The sequence below is a fragment of the Umezawaea tangerina genome, from assembly GCF_003002815.1.
Taxonomy (GTDB): Bacteria; Actinomycetota; Actinomycetes; order Mycobacteriales; family Pseudonocardiaceae; genus Umezawaea; species Umezawaea tangerina.
In genome coordinates this window covers 38,383-52,319 of the sequence record NZ_PVTF01000015.1, presented here as the reverse complement: position 1 = coordinate 52,319, position 13,937 = coordinate 38,383, and the positions used below count along the sequence as shown (strand labels likewise).

The following is a 13,937-nucleotide window of genomic DNA, read 5'->3' as shown; positions in this document are numbered from 1 at the left end:
GTCCATAGCGTGACGTTGTGACCACGACCGCGCTCCGCCCGACCGCCCCCGCCGCACCCCGCACCGCCTCCGTCGGGCTGGTGTTCGGCGGCATCCTGTCCCAGCAGTTCGGGGCCGCGGTGGCCGCGATGGTCTTCCCGCTCGCGGGCGCGCTGGGCGTGGTGGCGCTGCGGCTGACGATCTCCGCGGTGGTCATGCTCGCGGTGTGCCGCCCGGCGGTCCGCGGCTACCGGCGCGCGGACTGGGCCGTGGTCGTGGTGTTCGGCGTGGCGCTGGCCGTGATGAACATGATGTTCTACCAGGCCATCGCCCGGATCCCGCTCGGCGCCGCGGTCACCCTGGAGGTGCTCGGACCCCTGGTCCTCTCGGTCGTCACGTCCCGGCGCGCGTCCAGCTGGCTGTGGGCGGGCCTGGCGCTGGTGGGGGTCGTGCTGCTCGGCCGCGGCGGGTTCGACGGCCTCGACCTGGTAGGCACCGCGTTCGCGCTGGGAGCCGGGGCGCTGTGGGCCGCCTACATCGTGTGCTCGGCCCGCGCGGGCAGCCGCTTCCCCAAGGCCGACGGGCTCGCGCTGGCGATGGCCGTGAGCGCGGTGATCAGCCTCCCGCTCGGCCTGAGCGGTGCCCTGTTCCACCCGGTCACGCTGGCGCTCGGCGCCGCCGTCGCCCTGCTGTCCTCCGCACTGCCGTACACGCTGGAGCTGCTGTCGCTGCGCACGCTGCGCCAGTCCACGTTCGCCGTCCTGATGAGCCTGGCCCCGGCCGTCGCCGCGCTGGCCGGGTACGTCGTCCTCGGCCAGGGCCTCGCGCTCCCGGACGTCGCCGCGATCGTGCTGGTGGTCGTCGCCGGGATCGGCGCGGTCCGGAGCGCGGGCCGTTAGCCGATCCGCTCGATCCGGTCGGCCAGGAACTCCTGCTCGGCGGCGTTGTCGCTCAACGCCAGCGCCGCCCGGTAGGCCTCGACCGCCTCGGCGTCGCGGCCCAGCCGGTGCAGCAGGTCGGCCTTGGTCGAGGGCAGGTACCGGTACCCGGCCAGCCGACCGTCCCGCTCCAGTGCCTCGACCTCGGCCAACGCGGCCTCGGGCCCGGCCACGAACGCCACCGCCACCGCCCGGTTGAGCGCCACCACCGGGGACGGCCAGAGCCGCGCGAGGACGTCGTAGAGGGTGAGGATCTGCGGCCAGTCCGTCTCCGGGTAGCTCGGCGCCTGGGCGTGCAGCGCGGCGATCGCGGCCTGCACGGCGAACCGGCCGGGCGGCCCGGCGCTGAGGGTGGCGACCACCAGCCGGTCCGCCTCGGCGATCAGGTCGCGGTCCCACGCCGACCGGTCCTGGTCCTCCAGCCGCAGCAACCGGCCCGCCGCGTCGGTCCTGGTCGCCCGTCGCGCCTGGTGCACCAGCAGCAGCGCCAGCAGACCCCCGACCTCCCGCTCGCCGGGCAGCAGGTGGCGCAGCATCCGGGCCAGGTCAAGCGCCCGGCCGGTCAGCTCGTCGCGCACCAGGTCGCGCCCGGAGTGCGCGGTGTGCCCGGTGGCGAACAGCAGGTGGATCACGGTCAGCACCACGTCCACCCGCGCGGGCAGCTCCTCGGCCGACGGCACCCGGTACGGGATGCGCGCGGCGGCGATCTTCTTCTTCGCCCTGGTCAGCCGCGCGGCCATCGTCGACTCGGACACCAGGAACGCGTGCGCCACGTCGGCCGTCGCCACCCCGCACACCAGCCGCAGGGTGAGCGCGACCTGGGCCTCCCGCGACAGCGCCGGGTGGCAGCAGGTGAACACCAGCCGCAGCCGGTCGTCCGGGATCACCTCCGGGTCACCGGCCTCCACCACCGCCTCCTCGGGCTCCAGCAGCAGCGGCAGCTTCGCCTTCAACGTCTCGCGGCCGCGGACCGCGTTCAACGCCTTGCGCCGTGCCACGGTCGTGAGCCAGGCGCCCGGCCGGTCGGGCACGCCGTCGCGCGTCCACGCCCGCAGCGCCTCCACGTACGCGTCCTGCACCGACTCCTCGGCCGTGTCCAGGTCGCGCGTGACGCGCACCGTCGCGGCGAGCACGAAGGCCCACTCGCGGCGGTGCGCGTCGGCGACGGCCGTCCCGACCGCGTTCAGCTCGGCTCCACGACCTGGAAGTCCACCAGCGGGCGCACCTCGACACCGCCGTTGACGATCGGCGTCAGCGCGGCCAGCGCCAACGCGTGGTCCAGGTCGCGCGCCTCGATGAGGAACACGCCCCCGAGCGCCTCCTTCGTCTCCACGAACGGCCCGTCGGTGACCAGGTCACCCCGGATGGAGGTCGACGTCGAGGTCGGCTCGAACGCCAGCCCCGCGACGACCCGACCGCCCTCGGCGGCGATCCGGTCGGGCAGGTCCAGGTGCGCCCGCATCACCTCCGGCGGGATGTCGGCGACGCCGTTGGGGGTCTCCTGCTCGAAGATGAGCACCGCGTACCGGGCCATCAGCCCTCCACCTCTCCGGTCGGGAACACCTCGTCCAGCCAGGCCGTCCAGGCCCGGCCGCTCACGTCCTGGTCGGCATCCTCGCCGAACAGGTGGCACACCACCGAGACGCCCTCGCCCCACGCGCCGCGGTCGAAGACGCGGTAGAGGGCGTCGGCGGACCGCACTCCCAGGAACACGTCGGTGGCGTAGTCCAGCACGCCGTCGATCGGCTTCATCCCCGCGGGCGCCAGGCGCACCCGTTCACCGACCTCCACGTCGGCCAGTCCCAACGCCGACCGCACCACCGCCAGCCCGCCCGCGGTCACCGGCTTGGTGGCCGACGCGTAGCGCGCGGCGCGACCGGCGAAGTGGCCCACGTACTGGCCGAGCGAGTGGTAGTAGAAGTCGGTGTGCACCCGGCAGGCGTGCAGGTCCTCGTCCGAGGTGAACACCCCGCGGTGCCGCATGCCCAGCGCCGTGCCCTCGGCGTGCGGTCGCAGCACCCAGTCGAGGTCGTTGACCCCGTCGCCGTCCGGCGCCCGCGTGCCGAAGTGCTCCGGCACGTCCCACGCCGTCACGACACCGCCCGCACCGGTCAGGCCGCTCTCGGAACCGCCGAGCCGCGGCTCGTACCGGATCTCCCACAGCCAGCCCGCCGTGTTCGCGGTGAGCGCGTCCCACACCTGCCCCGGACTGCCCGGCAGCACGCCGTCCCAGGTCACCTCGAACTGCTCGACCATGATCCTCCACCTCCGTCGTGCGCACTTCCGCCACTCCTCCGACACACGGGATCCGGGGAAATCGACAACGGCGGCGAAGATTTTTCCGGCTAGGCCGACACACCCCAGTCGGCGGGCATCGCGCCGCGGGTCCAGACGAGGTCGAGGCTGAACGCCGACACCCGCCAGTCGCCGTCGGCGCGGCTCAGGCGGCCGCGCCAGACGCTGGCGCCCTCCAGGGTGGGGTGGTGCTCCTCGTCGCAGAAGGTCGCCACGACGTTGGCGCGGACGTCGGCCTCCTCCCCGTCCTGGTCGACGATCACGCCGGTCACGAGGTGCTGGAGCACGGGGACCGGCTCGTGGATCGCCTTCAGCGTGGCGACGAGCCGGTCGCGGCCGGAGATGGGTCCGACCGCGGTCTCGGCCTGGACCTCCGCGGTGTAGAAGGCGGGGAGGTCGTCGAAGCGGTGGTCGTCGATCGCGGCGAAGATCCGCGGGATCACCAGGTCGGGGGAGTGCGCCATGTCGTCAGTCCTTCGTTGAGTGTGCAACGCAGCGTTGAGAAATCAACGTTGAGTTCTCAACGTAGCCGTCGCGGAAGCGGTCGTCTAGTCTCGCCGCATGGACTTCCGCGAGGCCCCCGCACGGCTTCGCGCGCTGCCCAGCTACGCGATCACCCTGGCGGCGGCACGAGCAGGCCAGCTCGTGGTGGACCGGGTGGCGGAGCTCGGCGTGTCGAAGGCCGCCTACGGCGTGCTGGCGGTCATCGAGGAGTTCGGGCCGTCGAGCCAGGCCGACCTGGGGCGCCGACTCGGGATGGACCGCAGGAGCGTCTCCGAGGAGGCGGTCGGGCTGGAGCACGCCGGGCTCGTGAGCCGCGGACCGGACCCCGCCGACTCGCGCCGCAACAGGCTGGAGATCACCGCGGCGGGCCGGGACGTCCTCGCCCGCCTCGACAGCTCGTTCCGGGCCGTGCAGGACGAGCTCTTCGCCTCCCTGTCGCCCGCGGACCGCGCCGAGCTCGACCGCATCCTCGCCCTCGTGGTCGCACCCGCGTCGACCTGACCGGGGTCGGACCCGTTTGACAGCGCGGTCCGGTGATCGTTCTAATGGGCGCGTGTTCGCGTGACCCCGGCCAAGAGCTGTGGGCAGGCCGGCCGTCGGGCGGACACCTTCACCCGGGGATCAGCCATGAGTTCCGCACTCAGCTCCCAGCGTCCGACGTAACCGTCGCAGCGCGCACCCCTCGCCTCGTGCAGTAGGCGAGCTGGCGCGCGCCTCCGGTCAGCCACGTCACGACGCATCCCAGGAGCACCCGCACCACATGTCCTTCAACCACGCTGTCATCGACGAGTTCCGCGCCAACTGCGGCCAGGTCGGCGGCTTCTTCGCCGGCGGCGACCTGCTGCTGCTCACCACCACCGGCGCCAGGTCCGGCGCCGCGCACACCGTCCCGCTCGGCTACGTCCGCGACGGCGACGACCTGCTGGTCGTCGCCTCCGCCGGGGGAGCCGACCGGCATCCCGCCTGGTTCCACAACCTGCTCGCCCACCCGACCGTGCGGGTGGAGGTCGGCACCGAGGTGTTCGACGCCGTCGCGACCGCCGCCGGGGACGACCGCCGCGACCTGCTGTTCGGGCGGGTCACCGCGGTAGCGCCCGGCTACGCCGACTACCAGGGCAAGACGAGCCGCACGCTGCCCGTCGTGGTCCTTCGGCGTTCCGAACCGGCGAGGGCGGAGGTCACCACGTTCGCCGGGAAGCTGGTCGAGGTCCACGGCCGGCTGCGCGCGCAGCTCGCCGAGGTGCGCGTCGAGGCCGACGCCTACTTCACCGCACGGGACGTTCCTGGCTCCACCGCGGCACTGGGACTCGGTCTGCAGCTGCGCAAGCACTGCCTGGAGTTCTGCGACGCGCTCGCGTTCCACCACACCGGCGAGGACGGCGCGGTCTTCCCCGGCGTCCGCGAACACCACCCCCACCTGGGGCGGGCGCTCGATCGGCTCGGCGCCGAGCACCGCGTGGTGGCCCGTGTCCAGGCAGACCTGCTCGCCCTGCTCGCCGACATCACGACCGCGGACCCCGAGCCGTTCCGCGCGGCACTGGCGACGCTGTCCGACGAGCTGCGGGCGCACCTCGACCACGAGGAGGAGCTGCTGCTCCCCGTGCTCGCCGAGGTGCCCTGGCCCCCGGTGGCCTGACTACCGGTCGCGGGGCCGGTGCGCACCGGCCCCGCGGCGGCCGATTAGGTCCATTTGGCACACATCGTGGGGCCGGTCGGCCTGGCAGGCTCGCTCTGTCCAACCGAGTTGAGATACCGCCGCGCGCTGACGACGGTCGGTTGCCGAAAGGGGTCGTGTGTCGCCGGAGGAGATCGTGGCTGGCCAGCTGGACGCCTACAACGCCCTCGACCTGGAGCGGTTCCTCGAGCACTTCGTCGACGACGTACCGGTGCTCACCTTCCCCGGCAACGAGGTGATGGCCGACCGCTCGGGACCCGCGTTCCGGGTGAAGTGCCAGGAGCTGTTCACCGCCAACCCCGGCCTCCACGTCAAGCTCGTGTCGCGGATGGTGCACGGCCGGATCGTGGTCGACCAGGAGCTGGTGACGGGTCTCAGCTCCGGCGGCGTCCGCTCGGCCGTGGCCATGTACGAGGTGGGCGAGGAGAAGATCCAGCGGGTCTGGTTCGTGGCCTGAGCCGCCATCGGGAGTTCGCCGGAAAAAAGTTCCGGGAGATCCGCCCGGTCATGTCGAGAACGTCGACCCGCCTTCGTCCCCGTGGCGACAGCGGACGACGAGCACTGGAGACGACATGACCGAGCGGAAGCTCATCGCGAACGTGACCCTCTCGATCGACGGCTTCTCGGCAGGCCCCGGCGGGGACATGGGCTGGCTGGTCGAGCACTCGGTGCACGACCAGATGACGACGTACTTCGCCGGGGTCTGGAGCGGGGCCGACACGGTGCTGCTCGGCCGCTCCAACTACGAGGGGTTCTTCGGGTTCTGGCCGTCGGTGGCCGCGGACCCGAACGGGTCGGGCCGCAGCCACGACATGGCGCTGTGGCTGGACCAGGTCGAGAAGGTCGTCTTCTCCACGACGCTGACCGAGGCGGCCTGGCAGAACGCGCGGATCGCCAAGCAGGACCTGGAGAGCGAGGTCCGGGAGCTCAAGGCCGCGGCGGGCCGCGACATCATCGTGCTGAGCAGCGCCTCGGTCATCCGCGCCCTGCTGAAGGCCGACCTGGTCGACGAGCTGCGCGTCCACCTGGCGCCGGAGATCCTCGGCGAGGGCCTGCGCTTCTTCGACGAGGGCGTCCCGGCGTCGTCGTGGAAGCTGGACGGCGCCAACACGATGGCGACCGGCTCGGTCTCGCTGACCTACCGCCGCGAGCGCGGGGTCACGAGCTGACCGGGACGCCGAACCACCTCCGGGCGGCGTCGCGCAGCCCGTCCCGGTCGGGGCGCGCCTCGGACGACGCCCACGCCACGTAGGAGTCCGGGCGGAGCAGGAGCGCGGTGACCTCGGTGTCGGCCTTGGCGCGGACGACCTCCACGCCGTCCACGTGGAGGCCACCGTCCTCGGTGAGGTCGATCAGCAGCGGTGTCGCGCGGCGGACCAGCTTGGCGAGCCGGACCGCGCCGTCGGCCGTGCGGAGGTCCAGGTCGGGCGCGGGCCACCCCGCGAGCGGGTGGGCGCCCTCGTCGACCGGGTAGCGGACGTCCGCGCCCGCGACGAGGTCCGCGAGCACCCGCACCACGCCCGGCTGGGTGAGCAGCCCGCCGAACAGCTCGCGCAGGCCGGTGACGTCGTCGCCGGGGGAGAGCAGCGCGGCCTGGGCGCGGGAGAAGGTGACCGTCCGGTCGGCGACCGGACGCCGCTCGGTCTCGTAGGTGTCCAGCACGTCGGCGCCGCCGGTGACCGCGGCCGCGAGCTTCCAGCCCAGGTTGACGGCGTCCTGCATGCCGACGTTGAGCCCGGTGCCGCCCGCGGCGAACACGTGCGCCGCGTCGCCGACGAGGAACACCCGGCCGTCCCGGTACCGGTCGGCGACACGGGTGTTGCCGCCGTTGATCCGGCGCAGCAGGTGCGGACCGTCGCCGGGTGGCGGGCCGAGCGGGACGTCGGCGCCGAGCACGCGGGCGACGCTGGCCCGCATCTCGTCGAGGGTCATCGGCTCGTCGGTCCCCGGCTCGTCCCACTCGACTGTGGCGACCAGCGGCGGACGGCCGGGCAGCGGCGCGTAGGAGAAGCCGCCGCGCGCCGTGCGGACGGGCAGGAACGGCAGGACCGGGCCGTGGCCGGGCACGATCAGCGCGCCCGTCGCGGGGTCGAGCCGGTCCGCGGGCACGGTGGCGTGCACGGTGCGGCTGGTGCTCCGGTCGTACGTCACGCCGGGGAACCCGATGCCCGCGGCCTTGCGCACCGGGCTGTGCGCGCTGTCGGCGCCGACGACGTAGCCGGTCCGCAGCTCGTAGGTCGTCGCGCCGGGGCCGCGGACGGTGAGGGTGACGCCGTCGTCGTCCTGGATGAGACCGGTCAGCTCGTGGCCGCGGCGGATCTCGACCCCGAGCTCCACCGCGCGTTCCTCCAGCACCTGCACGGTCCTGAGCTCGGGCACGGGCAGGTTGTGGACGGGGCTGTCGTCCAGCAGGCTCAGGTCGAGCGGCAGCGCGGCGAACATGAAGTAGCCGTTGTTGGCCCGCGGCGGGCCGGGCTGACCGCTGAGCCGTTCGAACAGCCCGCGCCGGTCGACCATGCGGACGACCTGTCCCACGAGCCCGTTGGACCGCGGTTCCGCGCTGGGCTCGGTCAGGCGTTCCAGCACGACCGGGCGGACCCCGCCGAGCGCGAGCTCGCACGCGAGCATCATGCCGTTGGGTCCGCCGCCGACGATGACGACATCCATTGGGTGGTCCTCCGTTTTCCGGCATGCCGAACAGCCCGTCGAGCGGGCTCGGTGTTCGAGGGGTAGGACTAGCGCGGGTCGGGCAGCCCGGCGCGCACCTGGTCGAAGACCTCGTGCAGCAACGCGACGAGCGACCGGGTGGGGTCGCGGCTCCAGTGCGCCATCGCCGTGCCGAGCGCGGTGCTGACGACCGCGGCGACGACCTGCGGGTACAGGTCGGCCGCGGCGTCGGTGCCGGTGCGGTCGGCGATGGCGGTGGTCAGCTCGTCCTGCGCCAGGGCGTGGGCGCGGAACACCTCGTGCTGGATCGCGGGCTCGGCGAGCAGCTCCCGCAGTGCCGGGGGGAACCGCTCGTCGCCACCGTCGCCGGTCGGCTGCTCGAACTGCGCCGTGACGGCGACGACGAGCGAGTCCCACAGCGGCTCGTCGGCAGGCCGGTCCCGCAACACCTCGGCGATGCGCTGCCCGCGCTCGACGTGCGTGGCGACGACGGCCTCCGCCTTGCTGGCGAAGTAGTTGCGGAACGTGCGCTCGGAGACGTTCGCCGCCGCCGCGATGTCCTCCACCGACACCCTGTCGAACCCGCGTTCCAACGAGAGCCGGATGGTGGCATGACTCAACGCGAGACGGGTCTCGCGCTTCTTGCGCTCACGCAGCCCGCCGTCCTCTGTCGCCATGCCACCACCCTAGCCAAACTTGCCAAGTTTGCAAAATTTCCGATTTGGCAAGATTTTGGGAGCGGTCTCACCCGTGGCCGGTTCCCGCATGAACGCGACCGACTCGAAGTGCCCCCGTCACCCGAGGACGATGTTCCCGGAGCGGCTGGGCACGGCGTTCAATGCGGCAAGGGTCTCGGCGTCGAGCTGGATCGCGCCCGCGTCGACGTTGGCCTGGAGGTGGTCGGCGTTCGACGTGCCGGGGATCAGCAGGACGTTCGGCGCGCGGTGCAGCAGCCAGGCGAGGCCGACCTGCATGGGCGTGCTGCCCAGCGACGCGGCCACGTCCAGGACGACCTGCTCGTCGGTCACCTTCGGCAGGCCGGGGATGTCGCCGCCGAGCGGGAAGAACGGCACCCAGGCGATGCCCTCGGCGGTGCAGAGGGCAAGGATCTCGTCGTCGTCGCGCGACACGAGGCTGTAGGCGTTCTGCACGCACGCGATGCCCGCCGGGAGCGCGCGGCGCAGGACGTCCAGGGACACGCCGCTGAGCCCGATCGCGCCGATCTTGCCCTCGTCGCGCAGCGCGACCATGGTCGCCAGCTGGTCGTCGAGGTCGACGACCTGGTCGCCCTTCGCCCGCACACCGGGACCGGCGTCCGTGCGGCGCAGGTTGACCAGCGGGATCCTGTCCATGCCCAGGCTCTTGAGGTTCGCCTCGACGCTGGCCCGCAGCTCCTCGGGCCGCTGGGCGAGGCGGAGCGGCACGGGCGCGCCGGGGTCCGGGTCCGCGCCGACCTTGCTGGCGACCAGGACGCCGTCCTCGGGGCGGATCGCCTCGCGGATGAACTCGTTGGCGGGGCCGTAGAACTCGGCGGTGTCGATGTGGTCGACGCCCAGCTCGACCACGCGCCGGAGCATCGCGACGCCGGTGGCCAGGTCGGTGTTCTCGCGCAGCTGCATCGCCCCGTAGCCGACGCGGGACACGGTGCGGCCCGCGAGCAGGCCGGGACCGCCGGGACGCGGGGCGCCGGTGGCGGTCGTCTCGGGGGAGGAGGTACCGGTGGAAGGCATGGATGTCCTGTCCTCGTGGGATGATGGGGAAGGCGGAGGTTCCTCCGCTTGTCCGACTGTAGCACTACCGGAGGTGCCTCCGCTTTGAGTCCGCCCGAACCGCCGCCCTCCGGCGCCCGGACGACGGCCGCCGCCCGCGCGCCCCGCGCCGACGCCAAGCGCAACCGCGAGAAGCTGATCGCCGCCGCCAGGGACGCCTTCACGGCCACCGACGACACCGTCGCGCTGGAGTCGGTCGCCCGCGACGCCGGTGTCGGCATCGGCACCCTCTACCGGCACTTCCCCACCAGGGAGGCACTGGTCGAGGCCGTCTACGCCACCGAGATCGACGACGTCGCCGCCACCGCCCCCGCCCTGCTGGCCGAGCTCCCGCCCGAGGCCGCCCTGCGCGCGTGGATGAAGCGCTACGCGGCGTTCGTCGCGACCAAGCGGGGGATGATCACCACGCTGCGCGCGGGCTGGGAGTCGGGCAGCATGGCGACACCCGTCACGCGGGAGCGCGTCAACGGCGCCATCGCCCTGATCCTGGCCGAGGGGGCGCGGACGGGGACGCTCCGCGCGGACGTGACGGCCCAGGACGTCAGCGCGATGCTCCTCGGCGTGTTCCTCTCCACGACGGCCAGCGGCGAGCAGGAGCGGACCGGCGCGCTCCTGGAGCTGGTCGTGGACGCGCTCCGCCCGCACCCGGACCGGCCGCGGGCAGGCCAATAGACGCCATTGATCGCCGCCGGTGTTGTCCGCGCGCACGGGTCCTGATGAGCATGGCGACATCGAGTTCCCGTCGTGGCGGAGGTGGGCATGGCAGCCGACCGCACCGGTCCGCAGGGCCCGTCGGAGCCACTGGACTTCCTCCGGCGGTACCCGGACTACGAGCGCACCCGCACGTTGGACCGGTTGCGCGCCACCGAGTACGACTACCTCGACGAGCACGGGCACACCTACCTCGACTACACCGGCTCCGGCCTGGCGGCGCGCGCCCAGCTCCGCGCGCACCAGGAACGGCTGCGCGACGGGGTGTTCGGCAACCCGCACTCGGTCAACCCCACCTCGCTGGCGTCGACCGGGCTCGTGGAGAGCGCGCGGGCGAGGGTCCTGCGCCACTTCGGCGCCGACCCCGCGGAGTACGCCGTGGTGTTCACCGCGAACGCCACGGCGGCCGCGCGGCTGGTCGGGGAGGGCTACCGGTTCGGGCCGCGCAGGCGGCTGGTGCTGACATCGGACAACCACAACTCGATCAACGGGGTGCGGGAGTTCGCCCGCGCCCGGCACGCGCGCACGACCTACGTGCCGTTGCGGGTCCCGGACCTGCGGGTGTCCACCGAGGCCGTCGACGACGCGCTGCGCGGCGGCCGTGGGCTGTTCGCGTACCCGGCGCAGAGCAACTTCACGGGGGTGCGGCACCCGCTGGAGTGGGTGGACCTGGCGCGGCGGCGCGGGTACGACGTGCTGCTCGACGCCGCGGCGTTCCTGCCGACCAACCCGTTGGACCTGGCGGTGGTGAAGCCGGACTTCGTGGTCGCCAGCTGGTACAAGGTGTTCGGTTATCCGACCGGGGTCGGCTGCCTGGTCGCCCGGCGGGAGGCGTTGGCACGGCTGCGCAGGCCGTGGTTCTCGGGAGGGACGATCACGGCGGTCGGCGTGCGGGCGCGGTGGCACGCCATGGCGGAGGGCGTGGAGGCGTTCGAGGACGGGACGGTCAACTTCCTGAGCATCCCCGACGTCGAGGTGGGGCTGGAGTGGGTGTCCGGGATCGGCGTTGACACCATCGGGGCGCGGGTCCGGACGCTGACCGGGTGGTTCCTGGAGCGGCTGGAAGGGCTGCGGCACAGCGGCGGGGAGCCGATGGTGCGGATCTACGGGCCGTCGGAGGTGCGCGGGCGCGGCGGCACCGTCGCGTTCAACGTGCTGACGCCCGCGGGCGGCGTGGTAGACGAACGGGTGGTGGCCGTGGAGTCCGCCGCGGCGGGGATCTCGTTGCGCACCGGCTGCTTCTGCAACCCCGGAGCCGGGGAGGACGCGTTGGGGGTGGACGTCCGGTCGGTGCGGCGGCTGCGGAAGGTGCGGACGCTGGACGAGTACCTGGGCGTCGTCGGGCTGCCCACGGGCGGAGCGGTGCGGGTGTCGTTCGGCGTCGCGTCGACGATCGGGGACGTCGAGCGGGCCGTCGCGTTCCTGGAGGGCGCGTACCGCGACCGGGTGCCGGACGTGGACGGGCTGCGGCCTCGGCGGTAGGCAGGTCCTAGGACAGGACGTGGTCCAGCGAGACCTCCCAGAGCCGGGCCGCCGCTTCCGGGTCCAGCGCGTGCGGCGCGACGCCCTCGCGGAGCCGCTCGGTCGCGGGCAGGGCTTCCTGGCAGTCCTCGAAGTAGCGGCCGCCGACGCCCTTGAGCAACGGGCTCGTGGCCAGCAGCACCGAGGTGGCCGCGCCCTGGGCCGGGGTCTTCCAGAACCCGCCGGTGCCGACGTGCGCGCGCATCGCCTCGGCCATCTCCGGGCTCATGTTGCGCAGGACGTCGGTGTCGATGGCGCCGGGCATGAGGGCGTTCGCGGTGATGCCGTCGGCCGCCCAGCGGCGGGTGGCCTCGACGGCGAAGAGCGCGTTGGCGGTCTTGGACTGGCCGTAGGCGCCCAGGGCGTCGTAGGGGCGGTGCTGGAAGTGGATGTCGTCGAAGACGACCGGTGACCGCTGGTGGCCCGCGGAGCTCACGGAGACGACCCGCGCGTCGTCCGCCGCCGAGAGCGCGTCGTGCAGGCCGAGGGCCAGGGCGAAGTGGCCGAGGTGGTTGGTGGCGAACTGCAGCTCCCAGCCCCGCGGCGTGCGGGTCTCCGGCGGCGCCATGATGCCCGCGTTGGCGATGAGGACGTGCAGCGGTCCGGTCCACGCGGAGGCGAAGGCGGCGACCGAGTCCAGGTCGACGAGGTCGAGCGGGGCGACGTGCACCTCGGTGGCATCGGTGGTGGCGGTGATGTCCGCGGCCACGCGGGCGCCCGCCAGGGTGTCGCGGACGGCGAGGGTGACCTCGGCTCCGGCGGCGGCCAGCGCGCGGGCGGTCTCGACGCCGATGCCCGCGGCGGCGCCGGTGACGACGATCCGGCGGCCGGTCAGGTCGACGCCCTCGACCACGTCGGACGCGGTGGAGTGGCGGGTGAACGGGGTGGTGACGCGGGAGGGCATGGCGGTCCTGTCTCACGGGAAAGCGGAACGTGTTCCGTTTCAGTTAAGCGGAACACGTTCCGTTTCGCAACGCGGGGCAGGGGTCAGGGGAAGGAGAGCCCCGGTTCGCCGAGGTAGGGGAACCACCGGGGAGGGTGCGGGGACGAGAAGGCCTCGCACATGGCGGTGAACCAGGCGGTGAACGAGGGGAAGTCCGGAGTGCTGTCGGCGGGGTTCTCCCACTCGCCGGTGTTCCGGTGGCGCGAGCGCGGCTCCTCGCGGTGCACGTAGTACACCGGGTAGTCCGGGGTGGTCACGTCGAAGCACCAGGCGGCGTCGTCGCCCGCCTCGGCGAAGCCGACGAAGTGGTCGGTCGACAGGCCGAAGCGCTGCTGGTGGACCAGGTCGCGGTTGAGGGCGACGAAGCCCTTCTCGTCGAGCACGGCGAACCGCGGGGTGCGTCCCGCGTAGTCGCGGTGGCAGCTCAGCGAGCCGTGGACCGCGAGCAGTTCGGCGTAGTCGGCAGGGCCGGTCCACGCCGGCGCCTGCTGTGCCCGTTCGGTCACGACGAGGTCGATCAGACCCTCGGTCGCGGCTCTGCCGAGCAGCTCGAGGCCTTCCGAAACGTGACTCATCGTGATCACTATAGTGGGTGATTGGCGGTATTGCAGGGGTTACGTCCTCCGCTGGTCGGACAGCGTGTGCGGATAGTGAGATCAACCGGGCACGATTCGGACCGCTCTGGTCACCCTTTCGGGCCTACCTCCCTCGGTCGGATGACACCGGGTGGCCGTCCGGACGCGGCCCGGATCCGGTGACGTCCAGGTCACGGCGCGCCGCGGACCGGTCGGTGCGGCGAGGCGTCATTACGGCATACGGGTACACCGCGTCGCAGGTGGTGTTTCCGCATACTGGAAGGCCGAGTCGGGGAGCCCGTCCCAAGACCTGGTCTCAAAACTCGGCGTGTCGCCAGGTGGACCAACGGCCCGCCCCTG

The 13,937-nt window shown here is 73.0% G+C and carries 16 protein-coding genes; 7 read left to right on the top strand and 9 right to left on the bottom strand.

All coding sequences use genetic code 11. The annotated features are described in order from the left end of the window. Window positions 1-17: 17 nt before the first annotated feature. Window positions 18-878, top strand: a complete 861-nt coding sequence (locus CLV43_RS38895; RefSeq protein ID WP_245887303.1) for an EamA family transporter — start codon at window positions 18-20, stop codon at window positions 876-878. On the opposite strand, the gene CLV43_RS38890 is transcribed toward CLV43_RS38895, so the two are convergent. The 4 genes from CLV43_RS38890 to CLV43_RS38875 form a co-directional block, all read right to left on the bottom strand. Next, window positions 875-2,050 (bottom strand): RNA polymerase sigma factor, encoded by a 1,176-nt coding sequence (locus CLV43_RS38890; protein ID WP_106194168.1) that lies wholly within the window; start codon window positions 2,048-2,050, stop codon window positions 875-877. The genes CLV43_RS38895 and CLV43_RS38890 overlap by 4 nt on opposite strands. A 50-nt stretch (window positions 2,051-2,100) precedes the next feature. Beyond that, window positions 2,101-2,451, bottom strand: coding sequence for a YciI family protein (locus tag CLV43_RS38885; protein ID WP_106194166.1), 351 nt, complete (start codon window positions 2,449-2,451; stop codon window positions 2,101-2,103). Continuing rightward, a complete protein-coding gene (locus CLV43_RS38880; protein WP_106194163.1) occupies window positions 2,451-3,173 on the bottom strand; it encodes an SRPBCC family protein in 723 nt (240 codons plus the stop codon). The genes CLV43_RS38885 and CLV43_RS38880 overlap by 1 nt, the downstream gene beginning before the upstream one ends. Window positions 3,174-3,262: 89 nt before the next feature. Further along, complete coding sequence (locus CLV43_RS38875) at window positions 3,263-3,676, bottom strand: nuclear transport factor 2 family protein (protein ID WP_106194161.1); 414 nt, start codon at window positions 3,674-3,676, stop codon at window positions 3,263-3,265. A 97-nt stretch (window positions 3,677-3,773) separates the two neighbouring features. Between CLV43_RS38875 and CLV43_RS38870 the strand changes: the two genes are divergently transcribed. The 4 genes from CLV43_RS38870 (at window position 3,774) to CLV43_RS38855 (ending at window position 6,560) form a co-directional block, all read left to right on the top strand. Further along, complete coding sequence (locus tag CLV43_RS38870; protein WP_106194158.1) at window positions 3,774-4,217, top strand: MarR family winged helix-turn-helix transcriptional regulator; 444 nt, start codon at window positions 3,774-3,776, stop codon at window positions 4,215-4,217. A gap of 259 nt (window positions 4,218-4,476) precedes the next feature. Beyond that, window positions 4,477-5,352, top strand: coding sequence for a nitroreductase/quinone reductase family protein (locus CLV43_RS38865; protein WP_106194155.1), 876 nt, complete (start codon window positions 4,477-4,479; stop codon window positions 5,350-5,352). A gap of 175 nt (window positions 5,353-5,527) precedes the next feature. Then, on the top strand, window positions 5,528-5,848 hold the full coding sequence (locus CLV43_RS38860; protein ID WP_211304764.1) for a nuclear transport factor 2 family protein: 321 nt from the start codon (window positions 5,528-5,530) through the stop codon (window positions 5,846-5,848). Window positions 5,849-5,963: 115 nt separating this feature from the next. After that, the gene (locus CLV43_RS38855) at window positions 5,964-6,560 is read left to right on the top strand and encodes a dihydrofolate reductase family protein (protein WP_106194149.1); all 597 of its coding nucleotides are present in this window, start codon (window positions 5,964-5,966) and stop codon (window positions 6,558-6,560) included. On the opposite strand, the gene CLV43_RS38850 is transcribed toward CLV43_RS38855, so the two are convergent. The 3 genes from CLV43_RS38850 to CLV43_RS38840 all read right to left on the bottom strand — a co-directional run bounded on the left by CLV43_RS38850 (window position 6,550) and on the right by CLV43_RS38840 (window position 9,788). After that, window positions 6,550-8,058, bottom strand: a complete 1,509-nt coding sequence (locus CLV43_RS38850) for an FAD-dependent monooxygenase (protein WP_106194146.1) — start codon at window positions 8,056-8,058, stop codon at window positions 6,550-6,552. The genes CLV43_RS38855 and CLV43_RS38850 overlap by 11 nt on opposite strands. A 68-nt stretch (window positions 8,059-8,126) precedes the next feature. Further along, entirely contained in the window at window positions 8,127-8,735 is a 609-nt protein-coding gene (locus CLV43_RS38845) for an acyl-CoA-like ligand-binding transcription factor (protein WP_106194143.1), read from the bottom strand. 117 nt (window positions 8,736-8,852) lie between these two features. Beyond that, window positions 8,853-9,788, bottom strand: a complete 936-nt coding sequence (locus CLV43_RS38840) for an aldo/keto reductase (RefSeq protein WP_106194141.1) — start codon at window positions 9,786-9,788, stop codon at window positions 8,853-8,855. An 84-nt stretch (window positions 9,789-9,872) separates the two neighbouring features. Between CLV43_RS38840 and CLV43_RS38835 the strand changes: the two genes are divergently transcribed. Together CLV43_RS38835 and CLV43_RS38830 are read left to right on the top strand one after the other, a co-directional pair. After that, entirely contained in the window at window positions 9,873-10,499 is a 627-nt protein-coding gene (locus CLV43_RS38835; protein ID WP_106194138.1) for a TetR/AcrR family transcriptional regulator, read from the top strand. Between the two features lie 87 nt (window positions 10,500-10,586). Next, entirely contained in the window at window positions 10,587-12,020 is a 1,434-nt protein-coding gene (locus tag CLV43_RS38830; RefSeq protein ID WP_106194539.1) for an aminotransferase class V-fold PLP-dependent enzyme, read from the top strand. A gap of 7 nt (window positions 12,021-12,027) precedes the next feature. Here CLV43_RS38830 and CLV43_RS38825 read toward each other — a convergent pair whose 3' ends face one another. Continuing rightward, window positions 12,028-12,963 carry an SDR family NAD(P)-dependent oxidoreductase gene (locus tag CLV43_RS38825; RefSeq protein ID WP_106194135.1) on the bottom strand — a complete coding sequence of 312 codons (936 nt, stop codon included), beginning with the start codon at window positions 12,961-12,963 and terminating at the stop codon, window positions 12,028-12,030. An 83-nt stretch (window positions 12,964-13,046) separates the two neighbouring features. After that, window positions 13,047-13,577, bottom strand: a complete 531-nt coding sequence (locus tag CLV43_RS38820) for a hypothetical protein (RefSeq protein WP_146175087.1) — start codon at window positions 13,575-13,577, stop codon at window positions 13,047-13,049. Between the last annotated feature and the right edge of the window lie 360 nt (window positions 13,578-13,937).